At 65.1% G+C, this 14,383-nt stretch carries 15 protein-coding genes; 9 read left to right on the top strand and 6 right to left on the bottom strand.

Going from position 1 to position 14,383, the window contains the following annotated elements:
* The first annotated feature begins 24 nt into the window (after positions 1 to 24).
* Entirely contained in the window at positions 25 to 1,230 is a 1,206-nt protein-coding gene (gene carA, locus FJ490_RS19050) for a glutamine-hydrolyzing carbamoyl-phosphate synthase small subunit (protein ID WP_140516753.1), read from the top strand.
* 13 nt (positions 1,231 to 1,243) lie between these two features.
* On the opposite strand, the gene FJ490_RS19045 is transcribed toward carA, so the two are convergent.
* The 3 genes from FJ490_RS19045 to mntR form a co-directional block, all read right to left on the bottom strand.
* The gene (locus tag FJ490_RS19045; protein ID WP_140728586.1) at positions 1,244 to 2,509 is read right to left on the bottom strand and encodes a TCR/Tet family MFS transporter; all 1,266 of its coding nucleotides are present in this window, start codon (positions 2,507 to 2,509) and stop codon (positions 1,244 to 1,246) included.
* A gap of 156 nt (positions 2,510 to 2,665) precedes the next feature.
* Positions 2,666 to 3,598, bottom strand: coding sequence for a neutral zinc metallopeptidase (locus FJ490_RS19040; protein ID WP_140555992.1), 933 nt, complete (start codon positions 3,596 to 3,598; stop codon positions 2,666 to 2,668).
* Between the two features lie 205 nt (positions 3,599 to 3,803).
* Positions 3,804 to 4,253, bottom strand: coding sequence for a manganese-binding transcriptional regulator MntR (gene mntR / locus FJ490_RS19035; RefSeq protein WP_181165236.1), 450 nt, complete (start codon positions 4,251 to 4,253; stop codon positions 3,804 to 3,806).
* 232 nt (positions 4,254 to 4,485) lie between these two features.
* Between mntR and FJ490_RS19030 the strand changes: the two genes are divergently transcribed.
* The 3 genes from FJ490_RS19030 to FJ490_RS19020 all read left to right on the top strand — a co-directional run bounded on the left by FJ490_RS19030 (position 4,486) and on the right by FJ490_RS19020 (position 7,492).
* A complete protein-coding gene (locus FJ490_RS19030; protein ID WP_140524851.1) occupies positions 4,486 to 5,850 on the top strand; it encodes an Nramp family divalent metal transporter in 1,365 nt (454 codons plus the stop codon).
* Between the two features lie 46 nt (positions 5,851 to 5,896).
* Complete coding sequence (locus tag FJ490_RS19025) at positions 5,897 to 6,739, top strand: protein-L-isoaspartate O-methyltransferase (protein WP_181165211.1); 843 nt, start codon at positions 5,897 to 5,899, stop codon at positions 6,737 to 6,739.
* A gap of 102 nt (positions 6,740 to 6,841) precedes the next feature.
* Entirely contained in the window at positions 6,842 to 7,492 is a 651-nt protein-coding gene (locus tag FJ490_RS19020) for a dihydrofolate reductase family protein (RefSeq protein WP_140728585.1), read from the top strand.
* A 65-nt stretch (positions 7,493 to 7,557) separates the two neighbouring features.
* Here the strand turns inward: FJ490_RS19020 and FJ490_RS19015 are convergent, their stop codons facing one another.
* Positions 7,558 to 8,436 (bottom strand): LysR substrate-binding domain-containing protein, encoded by an 879-nt coding sequence (locus tag FJ490_RS19015; RefSeq protein ID WP_281405700.1) that lies wholly within the window; start codon positions 8,434 to 8,436, stop codon positions 7,558 to 7,560.
* 87 nt (positions 8,437 to 8,523) lie between these two features.
* Between FJ490_RS19015 and FJ490_RS19010 the strand changes: the two genes are divergently transcribed.
* Positions 8,524 to 9,123 carry a LysE family translocator gene (locus tag FJ490_RS19010; protein WP_140495928.1) on the top strand — a complete coding sequence of 200 codons (600 nt, stop codon included), beginning with the start codon at positions 8,524 to 8,526 and terminating at the stop codon, positions 9,121 to 9,123.
* A 62-nt stretch (positions 9,124 to 9,185) separates the two neighbouring features.
* Here the strand turns inward: FJ490_RS19010 and FJ490_RS19005 are convergent, their stop codons facing one another.
* On the bottom strand, positions 9,186 to 9,980 hold the full coding sequence (locus FJ490_RS19005) for an SDR family oxidoreductase (RefSeq protein WP_140728584.1): 795 nt from the start codon (positions 9,978 to 9,980) through the stop codon (positions 9,186 to 9,188).
* Positions 9,981 to 10,172: 192 nt separating this feature from the next.
* On the opposite strand from FJ490_RS19005, the gene FJ490_RS19000 reads away from it, so the two are divergent.
* The gene (locus FJ490_RS19000; protein WP_140728583.1) at positions 10,173 to 10,637 is read left to right on the top strand and encodes a MarR family winged helix-turn-helix transcriptional regulator; all 465 of its coding nucleotides are present in this window, start codon (positions 10,173 to 10,175) and stop codon (positions 10,635 to 10,637) included.
* A 41-nt stretch (positions 10,638 to 10,678) separates the two neighbouring features.
* Here the strand turns inward: FJ490_RS19000 and FJ490_RS18995 are convergent, their stop codons facing one another.
* On the bottom strand, positions 10,679 to 11,857 hold the full coding sequence (locus FJ490_RS18995) for an MFS transporter (protein WP_140516769.1): 1,179 nt from the start codon (positions 11,855 to 11,857) through the stop codon (positions 10,679 to 10,681).
* Positions 11,858 to 12,051: 194 nt separating this feature from the next.
* On the opposite strand from FJ490_RS18995, the gene FJ490_RS18990 reads away from it, so the two are divergent.
* From FJ490_RS18990 to FJ490_RS18980, 3 genes are all read left to right on the top strand, one after another.
* On the top strand, positions 12,052 to 12,408 hold the full coding sequence (locus FJ490_RS18990; protein ID WP_140495932.1) for a helix-turn-helix transcriptional regulator: 357 nt from the start codon (positions 12,052 to 12,054) through the stop codon (positions 12,406 to 12,408).
* 71 nt (positions 12,409 to 12,479) lie between these two features.
* Complete coding sequence (locus FJ490_RS18985) at positions 12,480 to 13,238, top strand: metallophosphoesterase family protein (protein ID WP_140582048.1); 759 nt, start codon at positions 12,480 to 12,482, stop codon at positions 13,236 to 13,238.
* Between the two features lie 284 nt (positions 13,239 to 13,522).
* Positions 13,523 to 14,368, top strand: a complete 846-nt coding sequence (locus FJ490_RS18980) for an SH3 domain-containing protein (protein WP_140728582.1) — start codon at positions 13,523 to 13,525, stop codon at positions 14,366 to 14,368.
* Positions 14,369 to 14,383 lie beyond the last annotated feature (15 nt).

Here is a 14,383-nt window from a genome sequence, read left to right as displayed (position 1 = left end):
GCGCGGCCTGATAGGAGTGCCGCCATGGCCGAGATGACGCCCGCCTGGGCCACGCAAAAGCCGACCGCCCTGCTGGTGCTGGCCGACGGCACCGTCATTGAGGGTCGCGGTCTCGGCGCAACGGGTTCGGCGGTCGCCGAGGTCTGCTTCAACACCGCGCTTACCGGCTATCAGGAGATCCTCACCGATCCGTCCTATGCCGGCCAGATCGTCACCTTCACCTTCCCGCATGTCGGCAATATCGGCACCAACGGCGAAGACGTCGAGGACCTCAATCCGGCTGCTCGCGCCGGTGCGGTCGGCGCCGTGTTCAAGGCCGATGTCACCAATCCCTCCAACTACCGCGCTGCCGGCCATCTCGATCAATGGCTGAAGAAGCGCGGCATCGTCGCCCTCTCGGGCATCGACACCCGCGCGTTGACCGCGTTGATCCGCGAAAAGGGCATGCCCAACGCCGTTATCGCGCATGCGACCGACGGCGTCTTCGATCTCGACGACCTGAAACGCCGCGCCGCCGCGTGGTCCGGCCTGATCGGCCTCGACCTCGCCAAGGAGGTCACGTCAGGCCAGTCCTCGGTGTGGCGCGAGACGCCTTGGGTGTGGGACGAGGGCTTTGGCGAACAGGACGAGCCCTCCATGCATGTCGTCGCCATCGACTATGGCGTCAAGCGCAACATCCTGCGCCTGCTTGCGGGGCTTGGTGCCAAGGTGACCGTGGTTCCGGCCAAGACCGGCGCCGAGGAAATCCTCGCCATGCAGCCGGACGGCATCTTCCTGTCCAACGGCCCCGGCGACCCTGAAGCCACCGGCGCCTACGCCGTGCCGGTCATCCAGGACCTGCTCAGGACCGAGATTCCGGTGTTCGGCATCTGCCTCGGCCACCAGATGCTGGCGCTGGCGCTGGGCGGCAAGACCGCCAAGATGCATCAGGGCCATCACGGCGCCAACCATCCGGTCAAGGACCACACTACAGGCAAGGTCGAGATCGTCTCGATGAACCACGGCTTTGCCGTCGACGCCGACTCGCTGCCGTCAGGCGTCGAGGAAACCCATGTCTCGCTGTTCGACGGCTCGAATTGCGGCATCGCGCTGACAGGCCGGCCGGTATTCTCGGTCCAGCACCACCCCGAGGCCTCGCCCGGCCCGCAGGATTCGCATTATCTGTTCCGCCGCTTCGTCAACCTGATCCGCGAAAAGCGCGGCGAGGAACTGCTGGCCGAACGGGCTTAGTTCCGACAGATCCTCATATTCGTGCCCCATCTTCCGCGACGCCTTTGGTGACGGTTCCGAGTGCCGCGGGCCTCGCCACTTTCGTAACGAAGACAACGAGCGCCAGCACTAGGAAAACCGCGCCAACCAGGTAAGGCGCACCGCCGAAGGTCACTGGCGCGCTTGGCCCGGTGAACCAGGAAAAGATCGCGGTATAGAGCAGCGGCGTGACGATCGATGTGATCGAGAAGATCGACGTCATCGCGCCTTGTAATTCACCCTGCGCCGAAGGCGGCACCTTGGCGGCGGCGAGGCTCCTGAGCGGCGGGTCGGCCAGCGCTTCCAGGCAGCCGACGACGATCACCGCATAAATCATCCAACCCTGCGTCGCGAAGGCGTAGCCGAAAGCACTGAGCGCCGTGAACGCCAGACCGATCACCGCCGTCCTCCACTCGCCAAGCCTGGGAATGATGCGTGGCAGCACCGTTGCCATGACGATGGCTCCGCACAGGCCGAAAGCGCCGAGCGAAAAACCGATCTGCTGCTCGTTCCAGCCATAGCGATAGTTGGAGACGAACGACCAGACCGCCGGATACATCATGTGGCCGAGCGTCATCAGGAAGAAGACGAGCCCGATCCAGCCAATGCCTTGATATTGGCGCATCTGCAGAAGCGTGCCGACTGGGTTGGCGCGTTTCCACTCGAAGCGCCGGCGGTGCTTTTCATCGAGCGTTTCGGGCAGCAGGAACAGCGCGATCAGGAAGTTCACAAAGGCAAGTCCGGCGGCGAAATAAAACGGCACGCGCGGCCCGAAGGTGCCGAGCAGCCCGCCAAGGACCGGCCCGATGACGAAGCCGACGCCGAAGGCGATGCCGAGCAGGCCGAAATTCTTGGCCCGGTTCTCATCGTTCGAGATGTCGGCGATGAAGGCTGATGTGGTCGAATAGCTGGCGCCTGAAATGCCGGCCAGCACGCGCCCGATGAACAGCATCGGGTAGGACCAGGCTATGGCGCAGATCAGATTGTCGATGGAAAACGTCAGCACGGAGGCGAGAAGGATCGGCCGCCGGCCGAACCGGTCGCTCAACCCGCCCATGATGGGCGCGAAGAAGAACTGCATGGCCGCATAGACGAAGAACAGCCAGCCGCCTTCGATCGCCGCCTGCGAGACGCCGACGCCGGTCAATTCTTGCAGATAGGCCGGCAGCACCGGCATGATGATGCCGAATCCGATGATGTCGAGGAGCAGCGTCGTGAAGACGAGCGCAAGCCCCCGCTTGGCGGTTTTGGGATCCATCATGGTTCGTCTGCTCCTTCCCGGCGCCTGGCGCGCAGGCGGAGGCACTTATAGGCGAGCCGGCCGTCAGGAACAATGAGGGAACAAGCAGGACGTTCGCATCCTGACATCCCCTGACGACATCCTTGCCGTCAGGTCACCCGTGAAAGAACCGGATGCTCAGATCGGGTTGTTGAACGTATCGCAGTCGGAAAGCTTGCCGCTCTTGTAGCCGCGCGCCAGCCAGGTCTGCCGCTGCGCCGACGTGCCGTGGTTGAAGCTTTCCGGCACCACATAGCCCTGCATTTTCTTCTGCAGCGTATCGTCGCCGATCTGCCTGGCGGCATTGAGCGCGCTTTCCATATCGCCTTGCTCCAATATGCCCTTCTGCGCCGTGTAATGCGCCCAGACGCCGGCGAAGCAGTCGGCCTGAAGCTCGACGCGCACCGACATTTGGTTGGCTTCGGCCTCGCCCATGCTTTGCCGCATCTGGTTGAATTTGGACATGATGCCGGTCAGATTCTGCACGTGATGGCCGACCTCATGCGCGATCACATAGGCCCGCGCGAACTCGCCCGAGGCGCCGAACTGCTGGTCCAGCTGCTGGAAGAATGTCATGTCGAGATAGACTTTGTGGTCGCCGGGGCAATAGAACGGTCCGGCCGCCGACGAGGCGAAGCCGCAGGCCGAGCGGATCTGCCCGCTGAACAGCACCAGCTTGGGGTCCTCATAGGTCAGTCCATTGGCCTTGAAAATGCCGGTCCATGTGTCCTCGGTCTCGGCCAGAACGGTTGCCACGAACTGCTTCATCTCGTCGGAAGCCGGCGCACCGGTGCCCCCGCCCTGGCTGCCGCTGTTGTCCGTTATCTCGCCGCCGCCAGGCAGCAGGCCTCCACCGCCGCCGCTCAGCACCTGGATCGGATCGATGCCGAAGGCTTTCAGGCCGAAATAGAGCACGACGAGGATGATGATGGTCGAGATCGACATGCCGCCGCCGCTGCTGCCGCCGATCGGAATGCGGAACTGACCGGGTCCGCCGCCACCAAATCCGCCGCCGCCGCTGCTGCGCTGGTCCTCGACATTGTCACTCTGACGACGGCCTCTCCAGAGCATGGCAACTCCCCGCGCTGCGAATTTACTGGTCGATCCGGCGCGAGGCCGGCTCCACCTCATAAACAATTATCTCAATGGTTGCGCCAAGTCACAGCATTTTTCGCAGCCGTGGCCGTGCTGGTATGATGGCTCCGCTGCTCTGGCCGCGACTGTGGAATGTCTATGGCAGCGCCGGCGAAATAGGCCTGCGGGCTTGGCAAAATCCCTAGCCCGCCGTCATCGCCTTGCGGAACGCTTCCAGCGTCTCGGCGCTAACATGGTGCTCTATGCCCTCGGCATCGATGCGCGCCGTCTCGGCGCTGACGCCGAGCGAACGCAAAAAAGCCTCCACCGTCTGGTGGCGAATGCGGCTCTCTTCCGCGACCTTGCGACCTGCTTCGGTCAAGAACACGCCGCGATAAGGCTTTCTGGAGACCAGCCCGTCGGCACACAGCCTGGTCAGCATCTTGGCCACTGTCGGTTGGGCGACCCCCAGCCTGGCCGCGATGTCGACCTGGCGAGCCTCGTTGCCGTCCTCGATCAGGTCGGCGATCAACTCGACATAGTCCTCGACCAGCGCGCTGCGGCGCGCTTCGCGCGTCTGCCGGAACCCTTCCGAATGGACATCGGCATCGGGCAGCGGCTCACGCGGGACCGGTCTGTTCTTCAGCGCCAATATGCGCTCCTCCTTGGCTGCCCGAAGATTGAATCGGCCCGCATTCATAGCACGGGCCCCCACAATCCTGGCGTTTATTTGCATTCGGGCCCAGGCGCAACCGCATCGCCGCCGCGTCGGAGCACGATCGATCACATCACAAAAGCATGATCAATGAAATATAGCATATTGCATAATGTTGAGCCGCGACATAGATAGGAGACATCATCCATTGCATCAAGCGGAATTCGCCATGTCCGAGACCGACGCCACCGCCATAGCCAGACCCGCGTGGCGGTTCGACAGGCCAGGCGACGAGCAGCCGAGTCTGCGTGAGGTCAATTCCTCGATCGCCGTGCCGAATTCGGGCGTCTGGTTCCGTCGCCTGTTTGCCTTCATGGGGCCGGGCTACATGGTCTCGGTCGGCTATATGGACCCGGGCAACTGGGCGACAGACCTCGCCGGCGGCGCCCAGTTCGGCTACACGCTGCTGTTCATCATCATGCTGTCCAACCTGATGGCGATCCTGCTGCAGGCGCTGGCCGCGCGTCTCGGCATCGCCACTGACCGCGACCTCGCCCAGGCCTGCCGCGCCTACTACCCGCGTCCGGTGAACTTCGTGCTGTGGATCGCCTGCGAGCTCGCCATCATCGCCTGCGACCTCGCCGAAGTGATCGGCACCGCGATCGCGCTGCAGCTCCTGTTCGGCATTCCGCTGATCGGCGGCGCCATGCTCACCGCGCTCGACGCCTTCCTGGTGCTTTTGTTGATGAACAAGGGCTTCCGCTATCTCGAAGCCTTCGTCATCGCGCTTCTGATCATCATCTTCAGCTGCTTTGCCATCCAGATCTTCGTCGCCGCGCCGCCGGCCGGCACGATCCTGCATTCGATGTTCGTGCCGTCATCCGAAATCGTCACCAATCCGGCGATGCTCTACATCGCCATCGGCATCATCGGCGCCACCGTCATGCCGCACAATCTCTATCTGCACTCCTCAATCGTGCAGACCCGCGCCTATGAACGCACCGACGAGGGCAAGCGCGACGCCATCAAATGGGCAACCACGGACTCGACCATCGCCCTGATGCTGGCCCTGTTCGTCAACGCCTCGATCCTGATCGTGTCGGCGGTCGCCTTCCACAACACCGGCCACCAGGACGTCGCCGAGATTGGCCAGGCTTTCGAACTGCTGTCGCCGCTGCTCGGCCTGAGCATCGCCTCGATCCTGTTTGCCGTGGCGCTGCTCGCCTCCGGCCTGAACTCGACGGTGACCGCCACGCTTGCCGGCCAGATCGTCATGGAAGGCTTCCTGCGCCTGCGCATTCCGCAATGGGCGCGGCGCCTGCTGACGCGCGGCCTCGCCATCATCCCCGTGGTGGTCGTCACCGCGCTCTACGGCGAAAAGGGCACCGGCCAGTTGCTGGTGTTCAGCCAGGTGATCCTGTCGATGCAACTGCCCTTCGCGGTAATCCCGCTGGTCCAGTTCGTCTCTGACAGGAAGAAGATGGGCAGCCTTGCCATCCCGCGCGGCGTTGCGGCGCTCGCCTGGGTGGTCGCCGCCATCATCCTGGTGCTCAACTTCAAGCTGCTCTACGACACGCTGTTCGGGATCGGCTGAGATCGGCCGCGACAAAGACGCGGCCCGCGCTATTTCTCGCTCGATCATGACCACGATAGCCCAATCCCGAAGCTTCTATGCCAAGCTGATGGCTGCCCAGGCGCGTTCCGCCGATCCGCGTCTTGAAGAGGTGTTCGCGGCCGTGCCGCGCGAGGCGTTTCTCGGTCCTGGCCCATGGACGATCGTCGCCGGCCAAGGCGCGGTCGAGACCCCGAGCGCCGACCCGCGCTTCATCTACCAGAACGTGCTGGTGGTGCTCGATGCCGACAAGGGCATCAACAATGGCGAGCCGTTCCTGCACGCCATGTGGATCGGGAAACTCGCGCCCAGGCCCGGCGAGGCTGTCACTCACATCGGCGCCGGCACCGGCTACTACACGGCTTTGCTGGCCAGGTTGGTTTCACCTGGCGGCACCGTTGCCGCCTTCGAACTGGACGCCGATCTTGCCTCGCGGGCAAAGGCAAACCTTGCGGGCTACGAGAACGTCACTGTCATTCCTGGCGATGCCGTCACATCGGATTTGCCGCCGTCGGACGTCATCTATGTCAATGCCGGCGTCGCGGCACCTCCACCCGGCTGGCTCAAGGCGCTGAAGCCGGACGGCCGCATGATCTTCCCGTGGCGCCCGGCCGAGCGCGTTCCCCTGGCCGTTCTGGTGACCCGCACCGAAAACGGTTTTGCCTGCGACCCTTTCATGCGCTCCTGGTTCATCCCTTGCTCCGGCGCGTCGATTGCAAGCCCCGCGGCAAAAATCCCGACGCGCGACCAGGCCGCGCGCAGCCGCTCGATCTGGCTGACGGCGGACAAGTTGCCGGACCGCACCGCCACCGCGATCTTTGAGCATGTCTGGTTTTCGTCACGCAGCCTCGACGCGCGGCCTCGGGGCTGACGAACCGAAATTCGGCAGGGCCTGTCGGACGGCCAGCCAGTCATCCGTCCTTGGACTGAAGTCCGGCCCTGACGGCATGGATCGAAACAGGAGGAGCATCCCATGAGAAAGATCATAGCGGCGACATTCGTCAGCCTCGACGGCGTGATGCAAGCGCCGGGCGGCCCGGAGGAGGATCCCGTCGGCGGCTTCAAGTTCGGCGGCTGGACGTTCCACTATTTTGACGAAGTGGCGGGCGCGGCGATGGATGAACTATTCTCCGAGCCCTTCGCCCTCTTGCTCGGCCGCAGAACCTACGACATCTTCGCCGCGTACTGGCCGTATCAGAAAGATCCGATCGCGGATGCCTTCAACCCTGCGACCAAATATGTGGCGACGCATCGTCCGGATTCGCTCACCTGGCAGAACACGCAATCGCTTGGGCCTGATATCGTCCCGGCGTTGCGCCGCCTCAAACAGGAAGATGGACCTGACCTGCTCATCCAGGGATCGGCCAATCTGATCCAGACCTTGCTCGCCAACGGGCTGATCGACGAGATTCGGCTGATGATCTTCCCGCTGTTGCTGGGCAAGGGCAAGCGGCTGTTCGGCGATGACGCGATGCCGGCCGCCTTCAAGCTGACCCGCTCGCAGACTTCCAGCACCGGCGTCATCATGGCGACCTACGAGCGCGCCGGCGAAATCAAGACCGGTTCCTTTGTCACGGGGGAGCCATCCGACGCCGAGCTCGAGCGGCGCAGGACCTGGAAGTAGTGTGTCGGCCTTGGCACCTTCCTCTCCCTCCGGAGGGGAGAGAGGAACCCAAGGTCTACTTGGTCTCAAGCCGCCATCAGCCGCCGCGCCAGACCGTCGCGTACATACCGCGCAAACTCCTGGGCCGCGGGGCCGACACCATGCCTTGGCAAATGCAAACTGATGGCAAAATTCGGCAGCGGCGGCAGCGCGCCGTCAGACGATAGGATCTCCAAGTCGGCCGGCACCGTGGAGGCCAGCCAGGTGGTGACGGCCAGGTCGGAGCGCACCGTCGCGGTCGTCGCGTCGATATTGCCGTTCTCGAACACGGTGCGCCATTCCAGCCCATGCTCGTGGAGCGCCGAAAGCACCACCGGCCGGAAGGCGCAGCTGTCGGCGACCATCGAGACCGGCAGGGGGCGCTTGGCGCGCGCGACACCGCCCTTGGCGCCGACCCACACCAGCCGATCGATGGTGAGGCACTCGCCATCCGATGCCCCCACCCGCTCCTCGATGACCGCCAGGTCGATAGTGCCGGCCGCGAGCGCCGCGGCCAATTCCGGTGAGGAGGCGCAGACCAGCGATATCTCGACCTGCGGATGGGTTTGCGCATAGGCTTTCAGCACCGGCGCCAGCGTCGTGCCGACAAGGTCGTAAGGCACGCCGAACCGCACCTGGCCGGCCACGACATTGGCAGCCATTTCGGCCCAGATCTCGTCATTAAGGCTGAGCAGCCGCTTTGCCTTGCCGAACAGCCGCTCGCCGGAAGAGGTCAGCCGCAAGCCGCGCCGGTCGCGCTCGAACAGGCTGCGGCCGAGCGCCTCCTCCAGCCGCCGGACTTGCTGGCTGACGGCGCCTTGCGTCAGGTGCAGCGCATTGGCCGCCGCCGTCATGCTGGCCTTGTCGGCGACGGTGACGAAGGTGCGCATGAGCGTCGTATCGAGGTTGCGGATCATGTCCTGCATTATAGATGCTAATGCCCGTCATCGCAAATATTGCATTTACTGATATTCGGCTGCATCTACCATGGGGCCTCCGACTGAGGACGCCGCATGCTCCAACCCGTCATCCCCCTGATCCTGTTCGCCCTGGTGGCGACCAGCACGCCCGGCATCGCCACCACCTTGTCGACGGCGTCGGGCGCGCAGTTCGGCTTTCGCCGCTCCATCCCGCTGGTGGTCGGCAGCGCGGCCGGCTTGGCCACCGTCACCGGGGCGGCGGCCGCCGGGCTGGCCGGCCTGCTTCTCGCCATGCCGTCCTTGCAGCTTGCCATGAAGATCGCCGGCTCGCTCTACCTCGTCTGGCTGGCGCTCAAGATCGGCCGTGCGGGGGCCCCCAAGCTCGATGTGACGATGATCAAACCGAACAGTTTTCTCGGCGGTGCCGGCATTCAGTGGCTGAACCCCAAGGGCTGGGCGATGGGGCTTGGAGCCGCGGCATCCTTCGCCGCACTCGCCGACGGGCCGGCGCGGCTGGCCCTGCTGCTCGGCTCCACCTTCGGCCTCACCGCCGCCTTCTCGCTGTCGCTATGGTGTGTGGCCGGCATGCTGCTCGCCCGGCTGCTGAAGACCGAGCAGCAATGGCGCGCGCTCAATATCCTGCTCGGCCTGGTGCTGGCGGCATCGATCATTCCGATGTGGCGGCAGGCGTAAGATGGGCCTGCAGAACCTGGGTTCCTCGCCCCCGCAAGGCGAGGCGAGGAACCCGAATCCTGTCAAGCCGCGTAGCGTGCGGCTGGCTTGTCGGCGTGCAGGCTGCCGTAGAAGGTCTGCCGGGCGCCAAGGAAGGCGTCCAGCTTGGCCGTATCGGCAAGCGCGGGCACGGTGACGGCTTCGCCCCTGGCCAGGCCGACAAGGGCAGCATCGACCATATCGTCGGCGGTCATGATGATTTCCTTCGGAAGCTGGTCGATATCGCTTCCCGCGGCTTCCCAGAAATCGGTCCGGGTCGCCCCCGGCAGCACCACCTGCGCCTGGACGTCGGTGCCGGCGACCTCGCGCTGCAGGGCTTCGGTGAAGTTGACGACATAGGCCTTGGTGCCGCTGTAGATGCCGCCGAATGAGGTGTCGAAGGCCAGCACCGAGGCGATGTTGACGATAGCGCCGCGGTTGCGCGCGAGAAATCCCGGCAGCACAGCACGCGTCAACCGCGTCAGGGCGATCACATTGACCTTGATCATGCGTTCAGCCGCATCGGCGTCCGCCGTCGCAACCACCTGCGCACCGCCAAGCCCGGCATTGTTGACCAACAGCGTGACGCTGTCATCCGTCGATACCGCCCGCTCCACCCGCCGCACATCATCGTCGTCGGCCAGATCGGCACTGATCACGCTGACCTTGCGGCTGTAGGCATAGCGCAGCCTTTCAGCCAATTCCTCGAGCCGGTCGGCGCGGCGCGCCACCAGCACCAGGTCATAGCCCTGCCCCGCCAGCCGGTCGGCATAGACAGCGCCGATGCCGGAGGAGGCGCCGGTGATGACGGCGGTGCCCTTGTTCTCATTCTTGCTCATTGTCCTGTTCCTTTCGCGCTTTTCGCTCTGGTTCGGCTTCGACGGATGCGCCGGCTGCCGAGCTTCTCGATCGCCAATTAGTGGCATATGCCACTTTTGCGACGTAGGTATATGCCACTATCTTGTCAACGGCGGCCGCGAAAACTATTTCTGGCGGCAGGCTGGCACAGTCTTTGCCGGCGAGGAGTTGACATGACCGACCTTCAGAAACCGGGATTCAGCCGGTGCAACAATGCCACCTTGCGGCGCACCGCGCGCAGGCTCGGCCGCTTCTACGACGACGCACTTGCGCCTTCCGGGCTGAAAGGCACACAATTTGGCCTGCTCTTTCAGATCAGTGCCAGCAGCGAACCGGCGATGGGGACCGTTGCCGAGGCGCTGATCATGGATCTCTCGGCGCTCGGCCATACGCTGAAGCCACTGGTCCGCGACGGCTATGTCGAAACCTTCCCCTACAAGGACGATCGCCGCGTCAAGCGCGTCCGGCTGACGCCGCACGGCCAGGCCAAGCTCGAAGAGGCGATCAAGCTGTGGAGTGTCGCACAGCAGCGCTTCGAGGAGATGATCGGCGCGGAGCAAGCCGCGAAGCTGCGTGCGACGCTGGATGCTGTGGCCTCTCTGGACCTCGAAACGCGGGCGGCCGCTCCCTCCAGCTGAAGCGGCCGCGAAAGAAGCAGTGACGAAAAGCTCGGCGCCCTCTACTCCGCCGGCATGGCGACCGGCCGCGCCAGCATCCGGCCGGCCAGCACGATGCCGAGCCCGACGACGGGGAAGACGGCCGCGATGAGGCCGAGATCGGCCGGCCCGCCATAGCGCAGCACGGCGCCGCCAACCACCGCGCCGAGCGCCACGCCGAGATAGAGCGCGGAGGCGTTGAGCGACAGCACGATCGGGGCAGCGTCCGGGGCGAGCTTGATGATGCGGCTCGCCTGCGCCGGCGGGAAGGCCCAGCCGACGATGCCCCATGGCACCATCATGCCCATCAGCGCCGGCCCGGCGAGATGATGCGGCAGAAAGGCCGGGATCAGCGAGAAGGTGACGAGCATGGCAGCGCTCAGCGCCAGCGACCAGCCGACGGTGCGCGTAGCGCCGAAGCGGTCTGCGGCCTGGCCGCCGGCGATGTTGCCGATGACGGCGCCGACGCCGAAGGCGAGCAGCATGCCGGGCAGCGCTATCGGGGAGAGCCCGCTGGCTTCGATGGCCAGCGGCGCGATGAAGCTGAACACGGTGAAGGCGCCGATGAGGGCAAGTGTGGTCGTCACCAGGATCGGCATCACGCCGGGACGCATTGCCGCCGCCAGCCGGCGCTTCAGCGGCAGCTTGGTGCCGATGATGCCGCGCGGCAGCCGATACCAGAGGATGGCGCCGGCGAGCGCGCCGAGGCCTGCGATGGCATAGAACGTGCCGCGCCAGCCGGCTATCGCCGCGACCAGCGCGCCGAGCGGGGCGCCCACCGCTACCGCCACCGTGGTGCCGCCGACGACGACGGCAATGGCGCGGGCCCGGTGATGGTCATCGACCAGCGCCACCGCCGTGCCTTGCGCGGTCGCCGCGAACAGGCCAGACGACAGCGCCATGATGATGCGCGCGGCGAGCAGCACTTCGAAGGAGGAGCTCAAGGCCGCGGCAACGTTGCCAATGACGAAGAACACCAGCGTCCACAGGATGACGCGGCGCCGGTCCCATTCGCCGGTCAGCGTCGCCAGGATCGGCGTGCCGACCGCATAGGCGAGCGCGAAGGCGGTGATCAGCGTGCCGGCGAGCGGAACGGAGATGCCGGCATCCCTGGCGATGTCGGGCAGAAGGCTGGAGATGACGAAGCCTTCGGTCGAGATCGCAAACGATCCGAGCGCAAGCCAGAAAATCCGCTTGTCCATGGCGATGTGTCCTTAGTTCAAAAGTTATTGAACAATTGGACATAGCCCGGCAGGATGTCAATGAAGCCAGGGAAAAATAGCACAACCATCCTGACAGCCCTGTGTCAGCACGGTCGTGAAAGGGAGAGCGGGGTGCACGGCAGACGCGGAGCGGGTGCGTTGAAATCGGCCGGAACTGTGCTTAGGTTGCAGCCATGAGCCTGCCACATCCCAATACGGACCAGATCAGCCTGCCGATCGTGCTCGCCGTGCTCGGCGACCCGACGCGGCTGGCGATCGTGCGTTATCTCGCCAGCAAGGAAGGCGTGCCGCTGAACTGCAGCAAATTCCTCGATCTCGCCTCGAAGACCAATCTGAGCTACCACCTGGCAAAGCTGCGCGAGGCCGGCGTGACTCGCGCAGAAGTGGCCGGCACCAACCGCATGATCACGCTGCGCCGCGCCGATCTCGATGCCCGCTTCCCCGGCCTGCTCGACAGCATTATTGCCGCCGCAGGCGACGATCCGGCGCTGCCGGCGGTCGGCGGCCATGATATCGAAGTGACGGCCTGACTCGCGGGATCTGGGTTCTCGCCCCCACGGAAGTGGGGAGAGGAAACGCTGCCTCACAACCGGAGCTCCCCATGCGCATCGCTGTCCTCGCCGATATCCATGGCAATGTGCTGGCGCTTGACGCCGTGCTCGCCGACCTCGAGCGGCGCGGCGGCGCGGATATCACGGTCAATCTCGGCGACAGCGTTTCGGGTCCGCTCTGGCCGCGCGAGACGTTTGCGCGGCTGGAAGCGCTGGACCTGCGGACCGTGCGCGGCAATCATGACCGCCGCGTCGCCGCCGATCCGGCCGATGAGACCATGTGGGCCTCCGACATCTACGCGCGGGAACGGCTGACCGGGGCGCAGCGCGAGGTGCTGTTCGCCCAGCCTCTGACGCTGGAGATCGCGCCCGGCGTGATCGCTTTCCATGCCAGGCCCGATCATGACGAGAAATACCTGCTCGATGCGATCACCGATGGCCGGCTGGTGCGTGCGCCGCTGGCGGCGATCCGGCGGCGGTTGAAGGCGCTCGATCCGGCCTGCCGCCTGGCCCTGTGCGGCCATAGCCACCGGGCCGAACTGATCCGCTTGCCCGGCGGTCCGGTGATCTTCAACCCGGGCAGCGTCGGCTGTCCCGCCTATGAAGACTCGACGCCGCCGGCGCATTCCTCCGAGCAGGGCGCGCCGCATGCGCGCTATGGCATCGTCACTTCAGGCGAGCCCGGCCGGCCCGACCGTTTCGAGGCCATCGCCGTCGATTACGATCACGAGGCGGCCGCTAGCCAGGCCGAACAGGCGGGACGGCCGGAATGGGCCCATGCGCTGCGAACCGGCTTCATGCCCGGCTGAATGCTTTTTGCATTCATGCCGCCAGGCTGAATGCCCTTGCATTCATGCCGTCCGACTGAATGCCCTTGCATGCCCGGCTGAATGCTCTTCGCATTCATGCCGCCAGGCTGCTCGCTCCCCGCTCCTCCGATCATCGCCCTCACGCAGCTTCGTCCCTGCCGGAAGAAAATCTCGCTTCTGGACATGGCGCAGCGTCGTCGCCTATAAAATCGGCTTCGCGTGTGGCGGCGTTTTCGTATCTGGCGGTGCCTTTGGTAATGCAATCTATCGGCCACGGCGAAGCGATGAAGCGCCGGTCTACGCTCCGAACGACGCTCTTCGCGCTGATCGCCGCTCCTGTGCTTCTGACGGTGGCCCATGCCGAAGATGGGCCGTTCATCTCCATCGTCACCGGCCTCGCCCCCGACGATCTCCTCAACGTCCGCGCCCAGCCATCGCCGATCGGCAAGACCGAGGCGCGTCTGGCCAATGGCGCCAGCGTGAACAATCTCGGCTGCATCGACGTAGACGGCCGGCAATGGTGCAAGGTCGAGGCCGAGAACCCGAAAATCAGCGGCTGGACCCCTGCCCGCTACCTGAACCCCGTCAATCCGGCTTCGCCGCCCGATCCGGATCAGGCGGATGCGGCCGCTGCCGCGACCAACAATGCAGGCCAGGCGCTCGGCGCCGCCAGCCCCGCGGCCGCTCAGCCGCCCGACCTGACGGCGCGGCTAGGCGGAGCCGACAATGCGGCTGCCCCCGCAACCACGCCGAAATCCGCCGCGGTGATCGCCATGCAGGATGCTTACGGCCTGGCGCTGGTGGCGAATGAACCGCGCACTGGGGAGAATCCGGCACAGGCGGAGGCCACCGCCGGAGGCGCCGCCATTGAAATTCCCTGTGCGCGCAATGTCGGCCAGCCGATGACCTTTTGCGCGGCAAGCGTCGAGCACAAGGGCAGCGACAAGGCCGACGTCACCGTGACCTGGCCGGACGGCGGCAGCCGCGTCATCTCCTTCTACGGCGGCCTGCCCGCAGGTTCCGACGGCGACAGCGATTTCCGCTTCACCCGCGAAGGCAGCCTCAGCATGATCCGCGTCGGCATCTCGGAGCGATTCGAGATTACGGACGCGGTGGCGTTTGGGGATTAGTTTGGAAGGCAATAG

This window comes from Mesorhizobium sp. B2-5-11 (assembly GCF_006440835.1).
GTDB lineage: Bacteria > Pseudomonadota > Alphaproteobacteria > Rhizobiales > Rhizobiaceae > Mesorhizobium.
The sequence above is the reverse complement of the archived record's forward strand: the minus strand, read 5'-3'. Positions and strand labels throughout refer to the sequence as shown.